Origin of the sequence: Methylobacterium haplocladii (genome assembly GCF_007992175.1) — a bacterium.
GTDB lineage: Bacteria > Pseudomonadota > Alphaproteobacteria > Rhizobiales > Beijerinckiaceae > Methylobacterium > Methylobacterium haplocladii.
This window is the reverse complement of record NZ_BJZT01000005.1, coordinates 160038-181480: the sequence shown is the minus strand read 5'-3', so window position 1 is coordinate 181480 and position 21443 is coordinate 160038. Positions and strand designations below refer to the sequence as shown.

Annotated in this window: 18 protein-coding genes and 1 pseudogene; 9 read left to right on the top strand and 10 right to left on the bottom strand. The window is 68.3% G+C overall.

Translation table 11 applies throughout. The annotated features are described in order from the left end of the window. The first annotated feature begins 71 nt into the window (after positions 1-71). The 5 genes from rpoZ (at position 72) to MHA02_RS03015 (ending at position 5292) form a co-directional block, all read left to right on the top strand. Positions 72-485 carry a DNA-directed RNA polymerase subunit omega gene (rpoZ, locus tag MHA02_RS03040; protein WP_147076487.1) on the top strand — a complete coding sequence of 138 codons (414 nt, stop codon included), beginning with the start codon at positions 72-74 and terminating at the stop codon, positions 483-485. Between the two features lie 176 nt (positions 486-661). After that, positions 662-2905 (top strand): RelA/SpoT family protein, encoded by a 2244-nt coding sequence (locus tag MHA02_RS03035; protein WP_147076486.1) that lies wholly within the window; start codon positions 662-664, stop codon positions 2903-2905. A 360-nt stretch (positions 2906-3265) separates the two neighbouring features. Next, positions 3266-3592 (top strand): BrnA antitoxin family protein, encoded by a 327-nt coding sequence (locus tag MHA02_RS03025; RefSeq protein WP_147076485.1) that lies wholly within the window; start codon positions 3266-3268, stop codon positions 3590-3592. A 106-nt stretch (positions 3593-3698) separates the two neighbouring features. Continuing rightward, the gene (gene pyrE / locus MHA02_RS03020) at positions 3699-4289 is read left to right on the top strand and encodes an orotate phosphoribosyltransferase (protein ID WP_147076484.1); all 591 of its coding nucleotides are present in this window, start codon (positions 3699-3701) and stop codon (positions 4287-4289) included. A gap of 337 nt (positions 4290-4626) precedes the next feature. Next, a complete protein-coding gene (locus MHA02_RS03015) occupies positions 4627-5292 on the top strand; it encodes a LabA-like NYN domain-containing protein (RefSeq protein ID WP_147076483.1) in 666 nt (221 codons plus the stop codon). A 188-nt stretch (positions 5293-5480) separates the two neighbouring features. Here the strand turns inward: MHA02_RS03015 and MHA02_RS03010 are convergent, their stop codons facing one another. From MHA02_RS03010 to dapA, 3 genes are all read right to left on the bottom strand, one after another. After that, positions 5481-6047, bottom strand: coding sequence for a peroxiredoxin (locus MHA02_RS03010; protein ID WP_147076482.1), 567 nt, complete (start codon positions 6045-6047; stop codon positions 5481-5483). A 315-nt stretch (positions 6048-6362) separates the two neighbouring features. After that, positions 6363-6836 carry an SsrA-binding protein SmpB gene (gene smpB, locus MHA02_RS03005; RefSeq protein WP_147076481.1) on the bottom strand — a complete coding sequence of 158 codons (474 nt, stop codon included), beginning with the start codon at positions 6834-6836 and terminating at the stop codon, positions 6363-6365. A 185-nt stretch (positions 6837-7021) separates the two neighbouring features. Next, complete coding sequence (gene dapA, locus MHA02_RS03000) at positions 7022-7918, bottom strand: 4-hydroxy-tetrahydrodipicolinate synthase (RefSeq protein WP_147076480.1); 897 nt, start codon at positions 7916-7918, stop codon at positions 7022-7024. Between the two features lie 185 nt (positions 7919-8103). On the opposite strand from dapA, the gene MHA02_RS02995 reads away from it, so the two are divergent. From MHA02_RS02995 to MHA02_RS02985, 3 genes are all read left to right on the top strand, one after another. Beyond that, positions 8104-10440 carry a lytic transglycosylase domain-containing protein gene (locus MHA02_RS02995; RefSeq protein ID WP_147076479.1) on the top strand — a complete coding sequence of 779 codons (2337 nt, stop codon included), beginning with the start codon at positions 8104-8106 and terminating at the stop codon, positions 10438-10440. Positions 10441-10507: 67 nt separating this feature from the next. Beyond that, complete coding sequence (locus MHA02_RS02990) at positions 10508-11143, top strand: outer membrane protein (protein WP_147076478.1); 636 nt, start codon at positions 10508-10510, stop codon at positions 11141-11143. A 130-nt stretch (positions 11144-11273) separates the two neighbouring features. Continuing rightward, positions 11274-12044 carry a TIGR01458 family HAD-type hydrolase gene (locus MHA02_RS02985; RefSeq protein WP_147076477.1) on the top strand — a complete coding sequence of 257 codons (771 nt, stop codon included), beginning with the start codon at positions 11274-11276 and terminating at the stop codon, positions 12042-12044. Positions 12045-12095: 51 nt separating this feature from the next. Here MHA02_RS02985 and MHA02_RS02980 read toward each other — a convergent pair whose 3' ends face one another. The 7 genes and pseudogenes from MHA02_RS02980 to MHA02_RS22940 all read right to left on the bottom strand — a co-directional run. Then, complete coding sequence (locus MHA02_RS02980; RefSeq protein ID WP_244612396.1) at positions 12096-12371, bottom strand: hypothetical protein; 276 nt, start codon at positions 12369-12371, stop codon at positions 12096-12098. Next, positions 12371-14305 carry an OmpA family protein gene (locus MHA02_RS02975; RefSeq protein ID WP_147076475.1) on the bottom strand — a complete coding sequence of 645 codons (1935 nt, stop codon included), beginning with the start codon at positions 14303-14305 and terminating at the stop codon, positions 12371-12373. The genes MHA02_RS02980 and MHA02_RS02975 overlap by 1 nt, the downstream gene beginning before the upstream one ends. A gap of 191 nt (positions 14306-14496) precedes the next feature. Next, complete coding sequence (locus tag MHA02_RS02970) at positions 14497-16146, bottom strand: porin (RefSeq protein ID WP_147076474.1); 1650 nt, start codon at positions 16144-16146, stop codon at positions 14497-14499. A 445-nt stretch (positions 16147-16591) separates the two neighbouring features. Then, positions 16592-18406 carry an ABC-F family ATP-binding cassette domain-containing protein gene (locus MHA02_RS02965; protein ID WP_147076473.1) on the bottom strand — a complete coding sequence of 605 codons (1815 nt, stop codon included), beginning with the start codon at positions 18404-18406 and terminating at the stop codon, positions 16592-16594. A 43-nt stretch (positions 18407-18449) separates the two neighbouring features. Continuing rightward, a complete protein-coding gene (locus MHA02_RS02960) occupies positions 18450-18659 on the bottom strand; it encodes a hypothetical protein (RefSeq protein WP_147076472.1) in 210 nt (69 codons plus the stop codon). Between the two features lie 87 nt (positions 18660-18746). Beyond that, positions 18747-19061 (bottom strand): polyhydroxyalkanoic acid system family protein, encoded by a 315-nt coding sequence (locus MHA02_RS02955; RefSeq protein WP_147076471.1) that lies wholly within the window; start codon positions 19059-19061, stop codon positions 18747-18749. A gap of 190 nt (positions 19062-19251) precedes the next feature. Next, positions 19252-19533: pseudogene (locus MHA02_RS22940) on the bottom strand (septal ring lytic transglycosylase RlpA family protein); the annotation flags it as partial. A gap of 686 nt (positions 19534-20219) precedes the next feature. Between MHA02_RS22940 and MHA02_RS02945 the strand changes: the two are divergent. Continuing rightward, positions 20220-21425 carry a site-specific DNA-methyltransferase gene (locus MHA02_RS02945; protein ID WP_147076470.1) on the top strand — a complete coding sequence of 402 codons (1206 nt, stop codon included), beginning with the start codon at positions 20220-20222 and terminating at the stop codon, positions 21423-21425. The last annotated feature ends 18 nt before the right edge of the window (positions 21426-21443 follow it).

Sequence of the window (21443 nt, the reverse complement as noted above, 5' to 3'; positions counted from 1 at the left end):
GGCGGCATCGGGTGTAAGGAGCCCGTTCAACCCGCAACACTCCGTATGCCCTTGGGAAGGAGCCGCTCCGCATGGCTCGCGTCACCGTCGAAGACTGCATCGAGAAGGTCGAGAACCGGTTCGAGCTGGTGCTGCTCGCCAGCCACCGCGCGCGCCTGCTCGCCTCCGGCGCCCCACTCACGGTCGATCGCGACCGCGACAAGAACCCGGTCGTGGCTTTGCGCGAGATCGGCGATGCCACCATCACCGCCGACGACCTCAAGGAGCAGCTGATCCATTCGCTGCAGAAATACGTCGAGGTCGACGAGCCCGAGGCCGAGACGGTGCCGCTGCTGTCGAGCTCGCCCGCCGCCGCCTCCGTGGCTCCTCAATCGGCCAACAGCGACGACAGCGCCCCGAACTTCGACCGCATGAGCGAGGAGGACCTCCTCCGCGGCCTCGAGAACCTCGCGCCGCCGACCGAGACCGACGACGAGGGCGACTGAGCCGTCGTTCCTCGCATCGATCCTCGTCGAAGCCCGGTCGCAAGGCCGGGCTTTTTCGTTTGACGCGGTACGCGACCCCATATCCACACCAACGTGTCTGGTGCGGGGCGCGCCGATGCGGGAATACTCTCGGGCCCGGTCGTCGGGCTGCGTTTCTCGGAAGGTGATGTCGGCGGATGATGCGCCAATACGAACTCGTCGAGCGGGTGAAGCGCTACAACCCCGCCACCGACGAAGCGCTGCTCAACCGCGCCTACGTCTATGCCATGCGTGCCCACGGCACACAGAAGCGGGCCTCGGGCGACCCGTTCTTCGCGCATCCGCTGGAGGTCGCCGCGATCCTGACGGACCTCCGGCTCGACGACGCCACCATCGTCGCCGCGGTTCTGCACGACACCGTCGAGGACACGGCGGCGACCCTCGAAGAGATCGGCCGGCTGTTCAGCCCGGAGATCCGGGCGCTCGTCGACGGCCTGACCAAGCTCAAGCGCCTCGACCTCGTCTCGAAGCGCGCGGTCCAGGGCGAGAATTTTCGCAAGCTCCTGCTGGCCGTGGCCGAGGACGTGCGCGTGCTTCTCGTGAAGCTCGCCGACCGCCTGCACAACATGCGCACCCTCGGCTTCATGAAGCCGGAGAAGCGCACCCGCATCGCGGAGGAGACGCTGGACATCTACGCGCCGCTCGCCGGCCGCATGGGCATGCAGGAGCTGCGCGACGAACTCGAGGATCTCTCCCTCCAGAACCTCAAGCCGGAGGTCTACGCCACCCTCGCCAAGCGGCTGGAGGCCTTTTCGGAAACCTCCAAGAGCCTGATCAAGACCATCGAGAAGGACCTGACCGCGCGGCTGGCCGCCCAGGGCATCCCCGCCGAGGTCAAGGGGCGGCTGAAGAAACCCTACTCGATCTGGTCGAAGATGGAGCGCAAGTCCGTCGCCTTCGAACAGCTCTCCGACATCGTCGGCTTCCGCATCGTCGTCGGCACCACGCCGCAATGCTACGGGGCGCTCGGCGTCGTCCACACCAGCTGGCCGACGGTGCCCGGCCGCTACAAGGACTACATCTCGACGCCGAAGCAGAACGATTACCGCTCGATCCACACGACGGTGATCGGGCCGAAGCGCCAGCGCGTCGAACTGCAGATCCGCACCCACGCCATGGACGAGATCGCCGAATACGGCATCGCCGCGCATGCGCTCTACAAGGAAGAGGGCGAGCGGGAGGATGGCGAGAGCCATCCGCGTCTCGCCACCGAGAGCGGCGCCTACCAATGGCTGCGGCGCACCATCGAGCTCCTGGCCGAGGGCGATTCCCCGGAAGAGTTCCTGGAGCACACCAAGCTCGAACTCTTCCAGGACCAGGTCTTCTGCTTCACCCCGAAGGGCCGGCTCATCGCCCTGCCCCGCGGCGCGACGCCGATCGACTTCGCCTATGCGGTGCATACCGACGTCGGCAACTCGGCGGTGGGCGCCAAGATCAACGGCCGCATGTCGCCGCTGCTGCACGAGCTCGCCAACGGCGACGAGGTCGAGATCGCCCGCTCCGACGGCGCCTCGCCGCCGGCCGCCTGGGAATCCCTCGTCGTTACCGGCAAGGCCCGCGCCGCGATCCGCCGCGCCACCCGCACCGCCGTGCGCCGGCAATATGCCGGCCTCGGCCGGCAGATCCTCGACCGGGCCTTCGAGCGCGCGGGAAAGAGCTTCTCGGACGAGAAGCTGCGCGGCGCCCTGCCCCGCCTCGCCCGTGCCACGCCCGACGACGTCTTCGCGGCGGTGGGACGCGGCGAGATGTTCTCGGGCGACGTGGTCAAGGCGGTCTATCCCGACTTCAAGGACAACCGCAGCGCCGGTTCGCCGGGCTCCGCCCAGGGCGGCCCCGACGGCGCCGGCCGGCTCAGCCGCAAGGACCAGACGATCCGCCTGACCTTCCCCGAGGGCTCGCCCGAGCGCGCCGACGGCGGAGCGCCGGACGAGGGCATCCCGATCCGCGGCGTCGCGGGCGACCTGCCGGTAAGCTTCGCGCCGAACGGGGGCGCCGTGCCGGGCGACCGCATCGTCGGCATCCTGACGCCGGGCGTCGGCGTGACGATCTACCCGATCCAGTCGACGGCTCTGGCCGATTTCGACAACGAGCCCGAGCGCTGGCTCGACGTGCGCTGGGACGTGGAGGCCGGCTCGAACGAGCGCTTCCCCGCCCGCCTCATGGTCGAGTCGATCAACGAGCCGGGCGTGCTCGCCCAGATCGCCCAGGTCATCGCCGACCACGACGGGAACATCGACAACGTCAGGATGACCCGCCGCACCCAGGACTTCACCGACATCGTCATCGACCTCGCCGTCTGGGACCTGAAGCACCTCAACGCCATCGTGATGGAATTGCGGGCGAAGCGGTCGGTGAGCCGGGCGGAGCGGATGAACGGGTGAGGTGGTCGTGATTTGACGCCCGTGCGAAGGGTGCCTTCGCTGGCCCTTGTCGTAGCTACATAAATTGCTCCATTGTCGCGCAGTCGTAGCGACCGATTCTCATGGACGTGATCTGGGACGAGCCGAAGCGGCAGACGAACATCGCGACGTATGGCTTTGATTTCGCCGACGTTCGGGACAGGTTCGAATGAGAGACGGCGCAGATTGCGCCATCCTATCCGAGTCGCCGTGGCGGCCCTCGCTGCATCGCCGTCGGCTATCTCGACGACGATCTGGTGGCGCTCGTGTTCTCGCCGCTCGGGACCGAGGCCATCTCGGCGATCTCTCTGCGTCCTGCCAGCCGCAAGGAAAGGAGACGCTATGAAGACCAAGACTAAGCGAATCTTGCCGCCCATCAGCGACGAGGAGGAAGCGCGTATTCAAGCCTGTATCGCGGCCGATCCCGACAACCCCGAACTGACCGACGAGCAGCTCGCGCAGATGCGACCGGCGCGCGAGGTTCTGCCACCAGCCTTGTATGAGGCTTTGACGAAGCGCGGTCGTCCGAAATCGGAGAGCCCGAAGATGCTTCTGACGCTGCGGCTCGACCCGCACGTCGTCGACGCCTTCAAGGCCACCGGGCCGGGCTGGCAGACGCGCATGAACGAGGCCCTCGCGAAGGTCGCAGCCGATCTTCCTCGGGCGTGATCGCCGAAGGCGGGGCCGGCGCACCGCATAGTCCCGACTCTTGCCTCCACCGCCCCCGCTTGCGAAAAGCCGCGCATCCGCCGCTCCGCCCGAAAGCCCCGCCCGCATGACCCCTGAGGCTGTCCTCGACGAGTTCCGCGATGCCGGCGCGCTGCTGCAGGGGCACTTCATCCTGAGTTCCGGACTGCGCTCGCCGATCTTCCTGCAGAAGATGACGATCTTTTCCGATCCCGCGCGCACCGAGCGGCTCTGCCGGGCGCTGGCCGCTGCGATCACCGAGCGGTTCGGGCGGATCGATATCGTGGTCTCGCCGGCGATCGGCGGCATCATCCCCGGCTACGAGACGGCGCGGCATCTCGGCGCCCGGGCGATCTTCGTCGAGCGCGATCCAGGCAAGCCGTTCCAGCTGCGGCGCGGCTTCAGCATCCCCGCCGGCACCCGCGCCGTCATCGTCGAGGACATCGTCAGCACCGGCCTGTCGGCGCGCGAATGCCTCGCGTCGCTCAAGGACGAGGCCGGCGAGATCGTCGGCGCGGCCTGCCTGATCGACCGCTCGGGCGGCCGCGGCGAGATCGGCCTGCCGTTGCTCTCGCTCGCCGCCCTCGACATTCCCGCCTATCCTGCCGATGCCCTCCCGCCCGAGCTCGCTGCGCTCCCAGCCGTGAAGCCCGGCAGCCGGGCCATCCCGGTCGCTTGAACGCGGCAGTTGTCGTTGTCTCGACTTGAGGTTGTTCGGCAATGCTTTGTGCACGGATCGCAAAGATTACGAGCGCGGCGCCAAGCAGAACTTCGCATTCGCTTGACAGAACGGCCGGCTTTCAGCAGGAATAGTCCGTATCGACCGCGTCTGTTATTCGACGCAGGAAAGCTGATTTTCGTCGCAGGCGGTCACGCCGCATACATTTGAAAGGTTTTAGAACGCATCACACGCGTATCATCGTGGTCACGTGTGGTCCTATCAAAGTCGTCAAGACCCATTCGTCACCCGGCTGGAGCCAGCCGGGCCATTGCCTTTCCAGTTCAACGGATTTTTCATGTCTGCACAGCAGCGCAGTGCGCTCTTCATCGATGGCGCCAATCTCTACGCGACGACCAAGGCGCTCGGATTCGACATCGACTACAAGCGGCTTTTGAAGGAATTTCAGGGTCGCGACAATCTCATCAGGGCCTTCTACTATACGGCCATGATCGAAGACCAGGAATACTCGTCGATCCGTCCGCTTATCGACTGGCTCGACTACAACGGCTACCGCGTCGTCACCAAGCCGGTGAAGGAATTCACGGATTCCGCCGGCCGCCGCAAGATCAAGGGCAACATGGACATCGAGCTCGCGATCGACGCGCTCGAGCTCGCGCCGCATATCGACCAGATGTATCTGTTCTCCGGCGATGGCGATTTCCGCTCTCTAGTGGAAGCCATGCAGCGCCGCGGGGTTCGCGTGACGGTCGTCTCGACGATCCAGACCCAGCCCGCGATGATCGCAGACGACCTGCGTCGGCAATGCGACGAGTTCGTCGACCTCACGCAGCTCATCGCCCGCGTCGGCCGCGACCCCGGCGATCGCCCGGCCCGCCCCGCTGGCGACAACGGCCGCCGCGAATTCGCCGAGCGCGGCGGCTCGCGTGCCGCCAGCCCGGCCCTGGAGAGCCGCTACGGCATCCGCCAGCCGGGCGATCCCGAGGACGCCGCCGAGGCTTGAAGTGATGTGCGAATGATCTGATCGCGGGATCATCTGCATCTGCCGTAAGCCGAGTCTTCAACCGTCATTGCGAGGCGAAGCCGAAGCAATCCAGGGCCAACGCACCACCATTGCGATCCCGGCCCTGGATCGCTTCGCTGCGCTCGCAATGACGAAATGGGATCCGGGGCGAACGGTCGGAACCGGTTTCACGCCGCCCCATCGAGCCAGGCGATGACCTGCTCGGCGCTGCGGTCCGGTGGAAACACCGGGTAGAACACCTTGGTCACGACGCCGTCGTCGATGACCAGCGTGAGCCGCTTCAGCAGCACCGTGCCGCCGGCCTCGAAGGTCGGCAGCCGCGCGCCCAGCGCCAGGGTGCGGTGTCTGTCCGACAGCAGCGTGTAGGGCAGGTGCAGCCGCTCGGCGGCTTCGCGCTGGTAGTCGCTCGACTGCGTCGACAGCCCATGGACCTGCGCGACGCCGCGTTTGATCAGCTCTGCATGCCGATCGCGAAAGTCGCAGGCCTGCGGCGTGCAGCCCCGCGCGCCGGGAATCGCATCCCAGTCCGCGACGAGGTTCGGCTGACCCGGCTCGCCGGTGCGCGGATAGGCGAAGACCACGGTGCGCCCCGGGAGCCGCGCGAGCGAGACGGTCCGCCCGTCGGTTGCGGTCAGCGCCACGTCCGGAAGCCTCTTGCCCCTCAGATGATCGGCGGCGCCGTCATCGACGGGTGCCGGCAGATCGGGTGGCAGGGTGGAATAATCCTGGGTCACGCGCGCCTCCGACGGAATCGAGCACACGAGATGATGCGTGGGGGCTGCCGGTGCAAGCGATGGTGGAGACGGCGACTTCGTGCTCGTGTCGCGGATCCGGCGACCGTCGCAGCCCCCGGTTGCCTACGTTCATCCCATGAGCGGCAATTAATATATGCCCATCTATAGGAATAATATCAGAGAAGCGTCACGCCGTCAATGATTTTCGAACGCCCGTGACCAAGCGGAGCCGTTCGGAGGGCAATCGTGCCCGCGGGACGGCATGGGACAGGCGGGACGTTCGTCCCGAAAATCCGTTTTGCCGAACGCGCCGCGTTACCCCTTGTCCCGCATCAACCGCGCCTTGTCGCGCTGCCAGTCGCGTTGCTTGGTCGTCTCGCGCTTGTCGTGGAGCTGCTTGCCCTTGCCGAGACCGAGCTCGACCTTCGCGCGGCCGTCCTCGTTGAAGTAGATCTTCAGCGGCACCACGGTCATGCCCTGGCGCTGGGTGGCGCCGATGAGCTTGTCGATCTGGCGGCGGTGCAGCAGCAGGCGGCGCGGACGCTTGGGCTGGTGGTTGAAGCGGTTGGCTTCGAGATATTCTGGAATGTTGCAGTTGAACAGCATCAGGTCGTTGCCCGACGGCCCGGCATAGGACTCGCCGATCGTCGCCTTGCCGTTACGCAGGCTCTTCACCTCGGTGCCCGACAGCGCGATGCCGGCCTCGATCACGTCCTCGATCGCATAGTGGTAACGCGCCGAGCGGTTGTCCGCGACGACCTTGCGGTTGGGATCGGTCTTCGGAGCCATGTTCTTCGGGATGCAATCGTGTCTGGGCCAAGCTGCCGGATATGGGGTCGAATGGCCCGTCCGGCGAGCCTTGCCGTCTCATGTCAGTGACCCTTACGGCTCACGCCTTCAGGGCCGTCCGCCGCACGCGCAGCGACGCGCAGTCGCGCTTGCCGATGGCCGGTCGCAGCTTTCGGCCATTGGTCTCAGTCCGCGATCAGCCCCGCGAAGCGCAGAGCCGCGTCGACGGCCTGCCTGCAGCCCTCGGTGGGCGGCACCATCGGCAGGCGCACCTCGTCCGACATCAGGCCGAGGCGGCTGAGCGCATATTTCGTCGGCACCGGATTCGACTCGTAGAAGAGCGCGGCGTGAAGCGGCGTCAGCTGGTCCTGGATCCGGAGCGCCTTGGCGTAGTCGCCGGCCAGCGTCGCCTCCTGCAGGTCGGCGCTGAGCCGCGGTGCGACGTTGGAGGCCACCGAGATGCAGCCATGGCCGCCATGGGCGTTGTAGGCGAGGGCCGTCGCATCTTCGCCTGAAAGCTGGATGAAGCTCTCGCCCATGGCATGGCGCTGGAGGCTGACGCGGTCGATCTTGGCGGTGGCATCCTTCACGCCGGCGATATTCTTCAGTTCGAACAGGCGCGCCATCGTGTCGACGTTCATGTCGACGATGGACCGGCCGGGGATGTTGTAGATGATGATCGGGATGCCGATGGCGTCGTTCACGGCCTTGAAGTGAGCGTACATGCCCGCCTGCGTCGGCTTGTTGTAATAGGGCGTCACGGTCAGCACCGCGTCTGCGCCGACGGCCTCTGCATGGCGGGCGCGCTTCACGGCCTCGGCGGTGGCATTCGAGCCGGCACCGGCGATGACGGGCACGCGTCCCGCCGCCTGCTCCACGCAGATCTCGACGACCTTGTCGTGCTCGTCGTGGCTCAGTGTCGGGCTCTCGCCGGTGGTGCCGGTCGGCACCAGCACGTGGGTCCCCTGGTCGATCTGCCAGTCAACGAACTTTCGGAACGCGGCCTCGTCGAAGGCGCCGTCGCGGAACGGCGTCACCAGCGCGGTCATCGAGCCTCTCAGGCGCGAACGGGTGTCGGTCATCCTGCTGGTCCCAGCCGTCTCGTGAAATGCCGCTCTGCCGCCGCCGTGCGGCGATGCCCGCAAATCGGGGCGGGCAGACATAGGCGTTCGATTGCTGCCGCGCAAACCCTTCGCAGACGCAGTTAATGCCTTCTTAACGGACGCGGGGCCAGCTTGACGTTTGGCCTCCCGACTCGGGGTGAACCATGGCGGTCTACAATCGACCTCGCCTTCTCGCGGCGCTTCTGCTCGGCGGCGTCGCTGTCGCCGGCCCGGTCAGCGCGGTCGACGCGACCGGACCCGCCACGACGGCGGCCCTGCCGGCAAGCGATGCCGACGTCTCATCCGCCCGGCTCAAGGACACCACCCCCTCCGATCCCGTCGCCGCCGACGCCCTGAAGACCGAGCCCTCGAAAAGCGAGGCGTCCAAGGGCGAGGCCTCGTCCGACGCACCGCTGCCGGCAGCCGCCTCGTCCTACGCCTCGACCGACACGGACACCCCGGTCGCCTTCCCGCTCCCCGATGCCGTCGCCTCCCCGGCCGCCCCCGTGCCCGAGGTCCCGGACCCGGCCCGCGCGCTGTTTGCCGGCGACACCGACCTCGCCCAGCTCCGCCAGGCGATCGACCTCTACCGCAGGGGCAAGTTCGCCGACGGAGATCGCCTGCGCGACGGCTTCAAGGATCCGGCGGCCCGCGCGCTCTGCGAATGGGTCGCGATCCGCGCCGGTACGGGCGTGGACCTGCGCCGCATCACCGCCTTCCTGCGCGACAATGCCGGATGGCCGGCGGGACCGCTGGTGCGCCGCCGTGCCGAGGAGCGGTTGCTCGCCGAGAAGAAGGATCCGGCCCAGGTCCGCGCTTATTTCGCCACCGCCAAGCCCGAGACGGCGCCCGGCAAGCTCGCTTTGGCCCTCGCCTTCAAGGCAGACGGGCTCGATGCGGACGCCGCCGACCTCGTGCGCGACCTGTGGCGCACCGAGAGTTTCGGGCGTGCCTTCGAGGCGCGGGTGATGGACGCGATGCCCGGTATCCTCGGCACCATCGACCACCGCACCCGCATGGAGCGGGCGCTCCTGAAGGAAGACTGGGAGATGGCGGGCCGCGCGGCTGGCTATGCCGGCGGCTCCTATGCCAGTCTCGTACGGGCGCGCCGCGTGGTGGAGGCCAAGGGCTCCGGAGCCCCCTCGGCGCTCAACGCCGTGCCGCCGAGCCTGCGCAACGACTCTTCGTTCATGCTGTCGCGCGCCCAGTATTACCGCCGCGCCGAAAAATTCGAGGAAGCCGCAAAAATTCTGGCTGCGGCGCCGACCAATCCCGATGTTCTGGTCGACGGCGACGAGTGGTGGGTCGAGCGGCGCATCGTCGCCCGCAAGCTGATCGACCAGGGCGACGCGAAGACCGCCTACGCGATCACCAGCGGCCACAGCGCCCGCACCACCGAGAAGCGCATCGAGGCCGAGTTCCATGCCGGCTGGATCGCGCTGCGCTTCTCCGGAGACGCCAAGGGCGCGCAGGCGCATTTCGCCAAGGCCGCGGAGATCGCGGAGACGCCGATCTCGGTCGCGCGTGCCGCCTACTGGCAGGGCCGCGCCGCCGACCAGCTCGGCAATGCGAGCGAGGCCAGGGCCTTCTACGAGCGCGCCGCCGGTCAGCCGATCGCCTATTACGGCCAGCTCGCCCGCGCCCGGCTCGGGCAGTCGACCTTCGACCTGCGCCGTGCCGCCGATCTCGACGGCGATGCCCGCAAGGCCTTCGACGATCGGCTGTTCGTGCGCGCGCTGAAGCTGCTCTCGGCCGCGGTGATGAAGGATCTGGCGCTGCCGCTCTACATCGACGCGGCGAAGCTCCTGACCAGCGAGGCCGAGGTCAACGCCCTCGGCGACGTCGCTCTGCAGGCGCGGGACGCCCGGGCCCTCGTCGCCATCGGCAAGCTCGCCACGCAACGCGGCCTGGCCCTCGACACCCACGCCTATCCGACCATCGGCATCCCCGATTACGAAGCGTTCGTGGCGGTGCCCCAGGTGGAACGGGCCATGGTCTTCGCCATCGCCCGGCAGGAGAGCCAGTTCGATCCGCGTGCCCAGTCCGGCGTCGGCGCGCGCGGCCTGATGCAGATGATGCCGGCCACCGCCTCCCGCACGGCCAAGCGCGTCAGCACCGCCTACGAGCAGGGCCGCCTCACCAGCGATCCGGCCTATTGCGCGCGGCTCGGCCAGGCCCATCTCGGCGAGCTGATGGAGGATTGGCGCGGCTCCTACATCCTCGCTTTCGCCTCCTACAATGCCGGCGGCGGCAACGTGAAGAAGTGGATCGATGCCTACGGCGACCCGCGCAAGCCGGGCATCGACCCGATCGACTGGGTCGAGCGCATCCCCTTCACCGAGACGCGCAACTACGTGCAGCGCGTGATGGAGAACCTGCAGGTCTACCGCAACCGCCTCGGCGTTAAGGCGGATGGCAAAAACGCGCTGCTGATCGAGCAGGATTTCGCCCGTGGGGCGAAGACCGGCGCGAGCGCGGAGGCGACACCGACCGCACAGTAGAGCGCGTGTGCGGAGGGCCGCTCCTGGCGGCCTGTCTCCGCCAAAAAGCTTGGCTTATCGTACCCGCATGATCGCCAGAGTCGATTCTCGCTCGCTACGCCGGTTTGCGGCCTGCCTGACCCTCGGCGGCGGCCTGCTCTGGGCAGACCTCGCAGCCGCGCAGGGTATCGCGCCGTTCCTCGGCTTCACCTCGCTTCCGTCCTTCGCGTGGCCGGATGTGCCTCAGGCCGACGAGACCCGCTGGGCAGCATCCTATGCCGGCGTATCGACGGGATACGCGTTCTCATCCTCGAAGCGGTTCGGCAGCTATGGCGGCCCGACCGTCGGGTTCGAGGGCGGCCGGATGTGGCAGGAGGGCCGGTTCGTCTACGGCGTCGTCGGCGGCTTCGACTACCTGTCCGCCATGGGCGGCAGCGCCGTACCTGGTTTCGGGCGCCTCGCCTATTCGCGGGACTTTGCCGGTGCGCTGCAGGTGAAGGCCGGGGCGCTCCTGACGCCAGACGTGCTGGTCTATGGAAAGCTGGGCGCTTGGGCCGTGCACGACCAGCTGCGCCTCGGGGCGACATCCACGTCGCAGTCCTTTTCGCGCGACGGAATTGCCATCCAGCCGGATGCGCGCGTCGGTGTCGAATGGGCCGTCACCGATCGCCTTTCGATCGCAGTCGAGGCAGGCGTGACCGGGGGCGGCCTGAACCGCTGGTAGGACCGCTCAGGGCGACATCCGGCCGGACGTCGATCGTCGCTGCAGGCGCGAGATTGACCCTTCCGAACTGCCCGGCGTCCCGGCACGTTGTTCGCTTCTAGCTGGGTCAGCCACAGAAGGACTGGCGCCGATGGCTCGGATAAGCGGCGTTCTGCTCGACCTGAGCGGCGTGGTGTTCAGCGGCGGCGCGGCGATCGGCGATGCGGTGGCCGCCATCGCGGATCTGCGAGCGGCCGACCTCCCCCTTCGCTTCGTCACCAACACCACCTCCGAGCCGCTGCGGGTGCTGCGGGAAAAGCTCCGGGGCCTCGGGATCGAAGCATCGGACGAGCACGTCTTCACCCCGGCAACCGCCGCGCGCCGGCTGCTGCAAGAGCGCGGTCTGTCACCCCACTTCCTGATGCATCCGAACCTGCTCGAGGATTTCGAGGATCCCTCCGGGAACCCGCCGGACGCCGTCGTCGTCGGCGATGCCGGCCGTGCCTTCACGTTCGATGCGCTCAACGCCGCGTTTCGGCTGATCGACGGTGGGGCCGCCTTCATAGCGCTGGCGCGCAACCGGACCTTCCGGGACGGAACCGGTGCCTTGAGCCTCGATGCCGGGCCGTTCGTGGCGGCGCTCGAATATGCGACCCGCCGCGAGGCCCTGCTCATCGGCAAGCCCTCGGCCGCCTTCTACGAGGCGGCCGTCTCGCATCTCGGCACGCCGGCCGGCGAGACCGTGATGATCGGCGATGACGCCGAGTCGGACGTTCAGGGTGCCATGGAGGCAGGAATGGCCGGCATCCTGGTCCGGACCGGCAAGTATCGAGAGGGCGACGAGACGCGGATCGGACCAGCGCCGACCGCGACCCTCGCCGACCTTCGCCAGGCGGTGGATTGGGTGCTCGAGCGGACATGACGACGGGTTCGCCCCGCCTTGCAGGAGGGCTGGCCTGCGGATCGCAGGGCGTCAGCCCCGCTTCGCCACCATTTGTCCGGCGCCGCCGACGAGGCAGCCGAGTAGGTAGGCGCCGAGCATCAGCGACGCGGTCTCGACCCAGAGGCCGGCCAGTCCCGGTACGGTTTGAAGCAGGGCGATCCCGGCGAGAATCGCCAGCATCGCGAATGAGATGCCGGCTGAAATGAACCCGAAGCGCTCGCGCGGCAGGCCCATGATTGCGCCGATGCAGGCGCCGAGCAGCAGGGCCCCCGCGAGGCCGGGCCACAGTCCGGAGACGAGGATCATCATGAGCGCAGCGCCAGTCCGATGCCCTGGCGGTCGCTGAGCGGCGCGCTTCCCGGCGCCGCGAGCGCCCGGTCGGACGCGACGCCCGCCTTCAGGAGATAGTCGACGATCGCCGCGGCCCGCGCTGTGGCGAGGTCCGGGGCCGCCTCGGTCTCTGCGGGCGTCTTCTCCGTAGGGGCCGATCCCGGCTTCTTATCCGCCGCCTTGCCCGGCTTCTGAGCCTTGTCCGCCTTCGCCTTGTCGGCCTTGTCTTTTTCCGCTTTGGCCTCCGGCAGGATCGCCGGTTTCGGCACCGGCGCGCCCGGCGGATCGAGATGGCCGGTCACCTCGACGCGCTCGGCCCGGCAGGCCTTGGCGAGGTCGGCGAGGGCGTCGAGCACGGGATAGAAGTTCGGCCTCAGCTCGCTGCTGCCCGGCGCGAAGCGCAGCGTGTGTCCGGCGAGTTTTTCCGAAAACAACCGGGCGCAGGTCGGTGTGTCGTAGGCCGGCGCTGCGTCGCGGGTGGTGATCGAGACCGTGGATTCCCAGGCCGGTGGCATCGCACGGCGCAGGTCCTCGCCGGCGCGGCGGGCACTCTCGGCATAGAGGCTCTCGCCAGACAACTGCATCGTCCGGTCGGTCGTGGAGACTTCGCCGCTCGCCAATGCCGAGAGCGGCCCGATGGTGGCAGTCAGCGCGGCTACGAGCTGGGGCGGCGCACCGGAAGAAATGCGCGACCGGTCGACGATCGCTTCGCGGAGGAATCGCGGTCGCAGGGCGGCGTTCAGCGCCTCACGGGCGGCGCGATCGGGCAGATACCCCGTCACCGTCACGGTGCCGCTCTCCCGGCGGATGCGGATCGCGTAGGGCGATACCGGACGCACGCCGAGCGAAACCGAGCCCGCAGACACGCCGGCGGGGCGGCCGTCGCGCAAGGCGGCTTCCGCCTCGCCGACTGCCTCCTCGTCCAACGCCGTGCCCGAGACCGACAGGCTGCCGCGCTCGAATCGGACGGTGCCCTCGCGGATCAGGCCCGCGAGCCGGAGCGCGGCGCCGGCCAGCGCGGCCGGATCGACGGTGTCGTCGAGCCCGCGCGCCGTGCGCAGCGCGTCCGCGACGGTGGCAGGCTCGCCGGCGCCCGTTGCGGCATTAGCCACAACGATTCCTGCCAGCTTGAGGGTCTCCGCCCGAGCCGCTTCCGAGACGATGTTGCCGCCGAGCGTCAGGCCTCCGTCCGGACGCCGCTCCACGACGAAGCGGAAATCGTCCACCCGCGGTGGCAGGACAGCGAGGGAGCCGAGGGCGAAGCCTTCCGGGGGTGTGCTGCGTGCCGCCTCGTAGGCGGCTGAGTCCAGGGCTTCGCCGTTGATGGAGAGGGTCGTGTCGCTCAGGGTCGCGACGGCACCGGGGGCGAAGCCGCCGAGACGTTCGACGAGATAGGCGGCGGCCAGCGCGAAGCCGGCCGGGCCGCCGCGGGCCGCCCTCGCCCGGTCACGCAGGGTCGCATCGGGCGGCAGCGCGGGGGAGAGGCGTGCCGCGAGCGCCGCAGCGCCGATCTCGGCCGGGCGGTTGCCGCCGATCTCGATGCGGTCGGCGGATACGCGGGTCGCGGTCCAGACGAAGGGAGACGCGGATCCGATTAGGCCGGTGCGGTCGCTGAGTCGGCGCAGGCCGGGAATGGCGGAGAGGCGCGTCAGCGTCGCGTCGCGGGCGGCCGAATCCGGCGCTTCTCCGAGAGCGAGCAGGTCGCGGCCCTCCGCCTCGATGCGGAGCCAGGGCTCCGGCTCGCCCAGGCCGGTGTCGCGCACGATCGGCGTGCTCTCGGCCCGCAGCGCGTCGGCGACGATCGGCGCGGTCACGCCCGTCGTCCCCGCCCAGAGCAGCGCGAGCACCGGCAGACCGGCGAGCCATCCGACACGGCGCCGGAGGGAGGATGAAGAAATTTGGGACGTCACGGGCCTCGGGAACCCTCGATCGCCGTCGCGCCGGGGACGGCGAGGATGATCCACACAGTGTCCGCCCGCTTCACGGCATCATGAAGGCTGCCGCGGGGGCCATGCCCCCTGCGTAGGCACGACGGCACAAAAAAACCCCGACCGGTGAAGGTCGGGGCTCGGAGGTGTGGGCTCGAAGTCGTGTGCGCGAACTAGAAGTCGCGCTGCACGCGGAAGCGGGCCTGGTAGGTGTCTTCGCTGCTCTTGGCATAGAGCGGCAGGCCGCCGACCGTGGTGGTCTTGTCGGCATTGGTGGTGCGGCCGTTCGCCAGGCTGGTGCGGATGTACTGGCCCTCGACGCCGATATCGAGGTCCTTGACGGGCGACCAGATCAGGCTTGCGCCGGTGACGATCTGGTCGGTGTCGCGGATGGCCGGGCTGAGGGCATAGCCGACGGCGTTGGTGACCGGCGACGGCGGCGAGATCGCCGTACCGGCGCCGACGAGGGCGTTGGCGAGGCCGACGCCGGCGCGGGCGCTCTCGCTGAAGTTCATCTGGCCGTAGCTGCCGTAGAAGGCCGAGCGCCATTCCGGCGACCAGTAGTGCAGGTACGAGGCGACGACCGTGAAGCTCTTCGACAGTTCGAGCTTGCCCGTGACCGGGTTCACGATGGCGTCGGAGAGGTACTGGTTGAACGGGTTGCCGGTGAAGACGGCGGCGTTGCTGAGGTAGCCGGCGGTGAAGCGGTTGATGCCGGTGTAGAACGAGGCACCCTCGCCGTAGGCACCCTGAAGGTAGAGGCCGTCGCCCGGAGCGATGAAGGGCAGGTTGAACTTCAGGCCGCCCTGGACCGCCCAACCGTACTCCGTCTGAGAGCCGGAGGTGACGCCGCGTGCCGCGAGGAGGGCGGCGACGGCGTTCGGCGCGGTCACGGCGCCGATCGCGGAACCGGAGATGAAGCCGCCGGTGTTCACGTCCTTGACGGCGGCCGAGAGCTGAGCCGAACCCCAGGGAGCGTCGTAGCGCAGCGAGCCGACGAAGTCGGGCAGGCGCGAGCGCTGCACGGCATCGACGAAGGCTACCGAGGTGGCGTTGCCGTTCGCGGCCGAGGTGATGATGATCGGCGTCGGGGCGGTGGTGAACACGTTGTTCACACCGGCCGTTCCCGCAGCGGCGGCAGCGGCGGTGACCGAGTCGGAGTAGAGCGGGTTCTTGCGGAAGGTCGGGTCTTCCATCGAGATCGTGGCCGAGAAGCCGCCCTCGAAGGTCTTGGTGTAGGCGAGCAGGTTCGTGGAGGCCAGATCGGAGCCGAGCGACGAGCCGATGATCTCGTAGTCGTGGGCGTAGAAGTCGAAGAACGACGAGGCGCGGCCGGCGGTCAGGCCGGCGAACTGCACGAAGGCCTTGTCGACGTTGATGAAGTTCTCGACGCGACCCAGGGTGTCCTGGCCGGTGCCGGAGAAGGCCTGGGCGCCGCGCACGATCGTGCCCGAGGAAATCTTGGTGTTGCCGGTGCGGCTGGCGGCATCGAGACGGATGAAGGCGCGCAGCGTGCCGTAGCTGGTCTGCGTGCGTGCATCGACGTTGAGGCGCATCAGGCCGGTGAAGCCGGAAAGGTCGCCGCCACCGGACAGGTTACGGCTGTTGCTGTTGATGTAGCCGGTCTCGAACCGCGCGCGGCCTGAGACGCGCATGCAGGTGTCGGTGCCGGGGATGTAGAAGAAGCCTGCGCCGTAGGCGCCGCAGACGCGGACGTATTCGATCGGTGCGGCCTTCTTGACCGGAAGATCGGCTGCCTGTGCCCCTGCGACCGCGGTCAGCCCCGCTGCCGATCCCAGGAGAAGGCTCTTGATGAGCTTCATTGTGGAAACCTCCGAAGTTTCGAGACCCTTGGGAGCGGACTTGTTTCGGTCCGCGGCATTCCCCCAGCGGGATGCCGCGATCCTTCGTCCTTTTCCCTTTATTGGTTTGGTCGTCCCCGCAGAGGTATCGGCCAATCCATCGGCGAGGCTTTTTTCTCTGCCGCCGGGACACCATGAGCGAGCGTGACCGTACGGGCAATCGACTTCGGCGTCCCGGAGCCGTCGCAGATCGGCTTCCGCAAGAGCTGTTGCCCGCCCGCAACGCTTTGTTCCCGCTGGAAAACAAATCTCGCTGCCGGCGCGCGGTTTCGAGCAATGATGTTGTCGTGCGCCGTCGACGGAAGCTGACGTCCGGAGCTGTCGCCAAGACGCTGCCTGCCCCGTCACGAGTCGAAGGCGGGGTTCGACTCCAGCCTCACTTGCCGCTGCCGGTGCGAAGTCCGGCTCAGGAGGCCTGCGACTCGCGCAACAACTCCAGGGCGAGCCAGCGGTCTTCGGCAGCGCTGAGTTCGGTCTGCGCCGCCGAGAGCATCGACGATGCCTTTTCGAATCGGGCGAAATCGCTGGCGTAGAGGTCGGGATCGTCGAGTACGGTCTTGAGGCGGGCGATGCCGGTCTCGAGTTCGCGCATACGCACGGGCAGCGTCTTGAGCTCGTGCTGCTCCTTGAAGCCCATCTTCTTGCGGGACGATTCGCCTGCGGGTTCGCCCCGGGGCTCCGTGCGTTCGCGGGCTCCGCCGCGCGTCGCCACCGTCCGGGCGTCGACGCCCTTGCCCCGCTGGGTGAGCATGTCGCTGTAGCCGCCGGCATACTCGGTCCAGCGGCCCTCCCCTTCGGAGACGAGGACGCTGCCGACGACGCGGTCGAGGAAGTCGCGGTCGTGGCTCACCAGGATCAGCGTACCGGCATAGTCGTCGAGCATTTCCTGGAGCAGGTCGAGGGTCTCCAGGTCGAGGTCGTTGGTGGGCTCGTCCAGCACCAGAAGGTTCGAGGGCTGGGCCAGGGCGCGGGCGATCAGCAGCCGGTTGCGCTCGCCGCCGGACAGCACCGAGACCGGCGTGCGGGCCTGCTCGGGGGCAAACAGGAAGTCCTTGAGATAGCCGATCACGTGGCGGCTGCGGCCGCCGACCATGATGCTGTCGCCGCGCCCGCCCGTGAGGACGTCGGTCACGGTCATCGTCGGTTCGAGCACGGCGCGGGCCTGATCGAGGAGCATCATCGACAGGTTGGTGCCGAGCCGCGCGACACCGGAATCCGGCGCGAGCTTGCCGGTCAGCAGGTTGACCAGCGTGGTCTTGCCGGCGCCGTTGGCCCCGACGATGCCGAGGCGATCGCCGCGGGTCACCCGGATCGAGAGGTTGTCGACGATGGTGCGCTCGCCGTAGCCTTTGGAGATGCCCTTGGCCTCGACCACCAGCGTGCCCGAGGCTTCGGCTTCCATGGAGGTCATGGTCGCGGTGCCGACCGGCCGGCGCTCGTCGCGGCGCTCCTTGCGCAGGGAATGCAGGTTGCCGAGGCGGCGGACGTTGCGCTTGCGCCGGGCGGTGACGCCGTAGCGCAGCCAATGCTCCTCGTCGGCGATCTTGCGCTCGAGCTTGTGCCGATCGCGCTCCTCCTCCTCGAAGAACGCGTCGCGCCAGGCCTCGAAGGCCGAAAAGCCCTGATCGATCCGCCGCGTCACGCCGCGGTCGAGCCAGACCGTGGCGCGCGTCAAGCCGGAGAGGAAGCGCCGGTCGTGGCTGATGAGCACGAGGGCTGCGCGCGTGCGGCCGAGTTCGCCTTCGAGCCACTCGATCACCGGCAGGTCGAGATGGTTGGTGGGCTCGTCGAGCAGCAGGATGTCGGGCTCGGGCGCCAGCGCCTGGGCCAGCGCCGCGCGGCGCGCCTCCCCGCCCGAGAGTTGGGACGGGTCCTCTTCGCCGGTGAGCCCGAGGCTCTCGACGAGGTAGCGGGCGCGGTACGGGTCGTCGCCGGGGGCGAGACCGGCCTCGACGAAGGCGAGCACCGTGTCGAAGCCGGAGAGATCGGGTTCCTGCGCCAGATAGCGCAGGGTCGTGCCCGGCTGCAGGAAGCGTTCGCCGCGGTCCGGCTCGACGAGCCCGGCCGCGATCTTCATCAGCGTCGACTTGCCCGAGCCGTTGCGCCCGACGAGGCAGGCGCGCTCGCCCGGTGAGATCGCAAGCTCGGCGGACTCGATCAGCGGCGTACCGCCGAAGGTCAGCGCGACGTCTTTGAGAGTGAGAAGCGGGGGAGCGGCCATGGCCGGGGCTTAACCCGGCGCAGGGCCGTGACGCCAGAGCGGTTCAGGCGGTGGGATTCGCCGGGCCGGTCGGGGTCGGCTCCGAGGGCGGCGGCAGCGGCACCTCGACAGGGCTCTCGGTCGGCGCTTCGGCCGGCGATCCGCCGGGGATCTCCGGGGACGGACCGGGCGGCGGTGCCTGCGGCGGATCGTAGGGGGTGTCCGGTGGCGGCTGCGGGGTCGGGGTCTCCGGGATCGGACCAGGATTCGACATCGGGACTCCAGAAGCGCGGGACGAGGCGCCAGAAGGCGCCTTCGGGTTCAGCCCAAACGGACGCGGCAGCGCGTCGGTTCCGGCTGTCTACTTCTTCGTGAGGAGCTTGGTACCTTCGTTGCCGACCATCTTCTGCAGCTTCTCGGCGAAGAACGAGAGCAGTAACGGCAGCCGGACTTCGACGCGGACGCTGTCGGGGTTCACGTCGACCTGCCCGCCCATCTTCTGGCCGAAGCTCGACACCGCGAAATCCAGGCGATCACCGGTCCAGGTCATGGTCTCGACGGTGATGCCGCTCTTCTGCAGGAGGGCCTTGCCCTTCTCGGTTCCCTCCTCGAGCCGGCGCTTGGCCTCGTCGCGCCCGAGTTCGTGGGGGATCTCCATCACCAGCGGCTTGGCCATCGCGCGGTCGTCTCCCTGTGCGTTGCAAGCCCCGCAAATGGGAACCGGCCAGCGTCTCGACAACGCCGGCCGGTGGGAGTCTGCGATGATGGCCCGTTCGGCCGATGCCTTCGAGGGCCGTCCGCCGCACCGGCGGCGGCGCGCAGTCGCGCCTGCCGACGGTGGTCGTGAACGCGTCAGTCGCCGAAGTTCAGCGCACCACCGCCATCGAGACGTAGCTGGTGCCGCTCATGCCGATGGCGCGGGCCGCACCCGCGGCCAGATCGATCTGGCGGCCGCCCACGAACGGTCCGCGGTCGTTGATGCGCACGACGACCGAGCGGCCGGTGGCGTTGTTGGTCACCCGGACGCGGGTGCCGAAGGGAAGGCTGCGATGCGCGGCGGTGAGGCCGCCCGAATTGAAGCGCTCGCCGCTGGCGGTCTTCCGGCCCTGGAAGCCGGGGCCGTACCAGGAGGCATTGCCGCCCGACGCGTGGCGGACATGGCGGACGCGGTTGGCGAAACGAAGGGCGAAACGACCGGAATGGGCCGAGCGGATGCGGTGGCTGAAATGCGCGTGACGGATGGAATGGACGTGATGTCCGCGAGCGTGAAAACCGGCATGCCCGGCCCGGGCTTCGGCAGGTGCAGCCAGCGTGAGCGCGGCGAGCACGAGGCCGAAGAGGGCCACGGCGTTTCGGATGACAACCTTCATGTGCGATCGCTTTCCCTTGTTGTTGCGAACGCCGCGGAAAATGATGCGGAAGGCGGCCAAATTACGACACCGATGGTGCGGCGCAAAAAACGTCGATATCAGGCTATTCGACAGTTTAGACTTCTGAGGTCAGCGGCGAAGCATCGCGAAGAATTGGGTTGTTGTGCCTCTGCGCTGCGGTGGCATCGCTCATCTTGGCCTGGAAGCATTCGCAAGTCGCTTATCGAGCATTTGGGATATCGATCCATTACTGCGGTGCATGCGCGGCGCCAGCCTTACGGTTGCAGCGAGCGCGGGGCTCGCCGGTCGCAGGAGACCATGGAGGTGAGGTGGAGACCGCGCAGCCGGGCACCCGGCAAAAACTGCAGCCCCAAACTGAGACGCGCCGACAAATTTTCGAGGAACCCGGCCTTTACCCTAGCTGGGCCATTGTCCGGTGGTCAGTCGCGTAACCGGTGTTTGCCATGGCTTCCCCGCGTACCGCGGTCGCCGGCGCCACCGCCCGGGTTCAAGTCTCGCGTTCCGGGCGGGCAGCGTCGGCGCCGCGGATGGGTCTCTCGCCCTCCGTCCAGCGTCTTCCCACCACTTTCCCTCTCGACGAGATCCTGGTCGGCGACTGCATCGCCTCCATGAACGCGCTGCCGCCGTCGAGCGTCGACTGCGTCTTCGCGGATCCGCCCTACAATCTCCAACTCGGAGAAGGGGGGCTTCTGCGTCCAGATCACAGCTTCGTCGACGCCGTCGACGACGACTGGGACAAGTTCGCGACCTTCGAGGCCTACGACACCTTCACCCGCGCCTGGCTCACCGCTGCGCGCCGCGTGATGAAGCCGAACGCGACCCTTTGGGTGATCGGTTCGTACCACAACATCTTCCGGGTCGGCAGCGCGCTCCAGGATCTCGGTTTCTGGATCCTTAACGACATCGTCTGGCGCAAGGCCAACCCGATGCCGAACTTTCGCGGCAAGCGGTTCACCAACGCCCACGAGACCCTGATCTGGGCCTCCCGCTCGGCCGAGTCGAAGGGCTACACCTTCCATTACGAGGGGCTGAAGGGCGGCAACGACGACGTCCAGATGCGCTCGGACTGGTTCATCCCGCTCTGCACCGGCGACGAGCGTCTCAAGGGCGCCGACGGGCTGAAGGTCCACCCGACCCAGAAGCCCGAGGCGCTGCTCGCCCGCACGCTGCTTTCGGCGACCAATCCCGGCGACGTGATCCTCGATCCGTTCTTCGGCACCGGCACTACCGGCGCTGTCGCCAAGCGCCTCGGCCGCCGGTTCATCGGCTGCGAGCGCGATCCCGTCTATGCGGACGCTGCGCGGAAGCGGATCGATGCGGTCGAGCCGCTCTCCACCGCCGCCCTTCTCGTCGCGCCGACCAAGCGCGCCGAGCCGCGCGTGGCCTTCCTGAGCGTGATCGAGGCCGGGCATATCCGCCCGGGCGAGATGCTGAGCGACGCGCGCGGCCGTCACACGGCGATCGTGCGTCCCGACGGCACCCTGATGGCCGGGCCGGTGGCGGGGTCGATCCACAAGATCGGCGCCCTCGTCCAGGGCCTCCCCTCCTGCAACGGCTGGGATTTCTGGCACGCCACGCGCGGCGGCAAGCCAGTGCTCATCGACACCTTCCGTGCCAAGATGCGCGCCGCGATGGGCTCGGCTGCCTGAAGGATTGCTCCGCCCTCG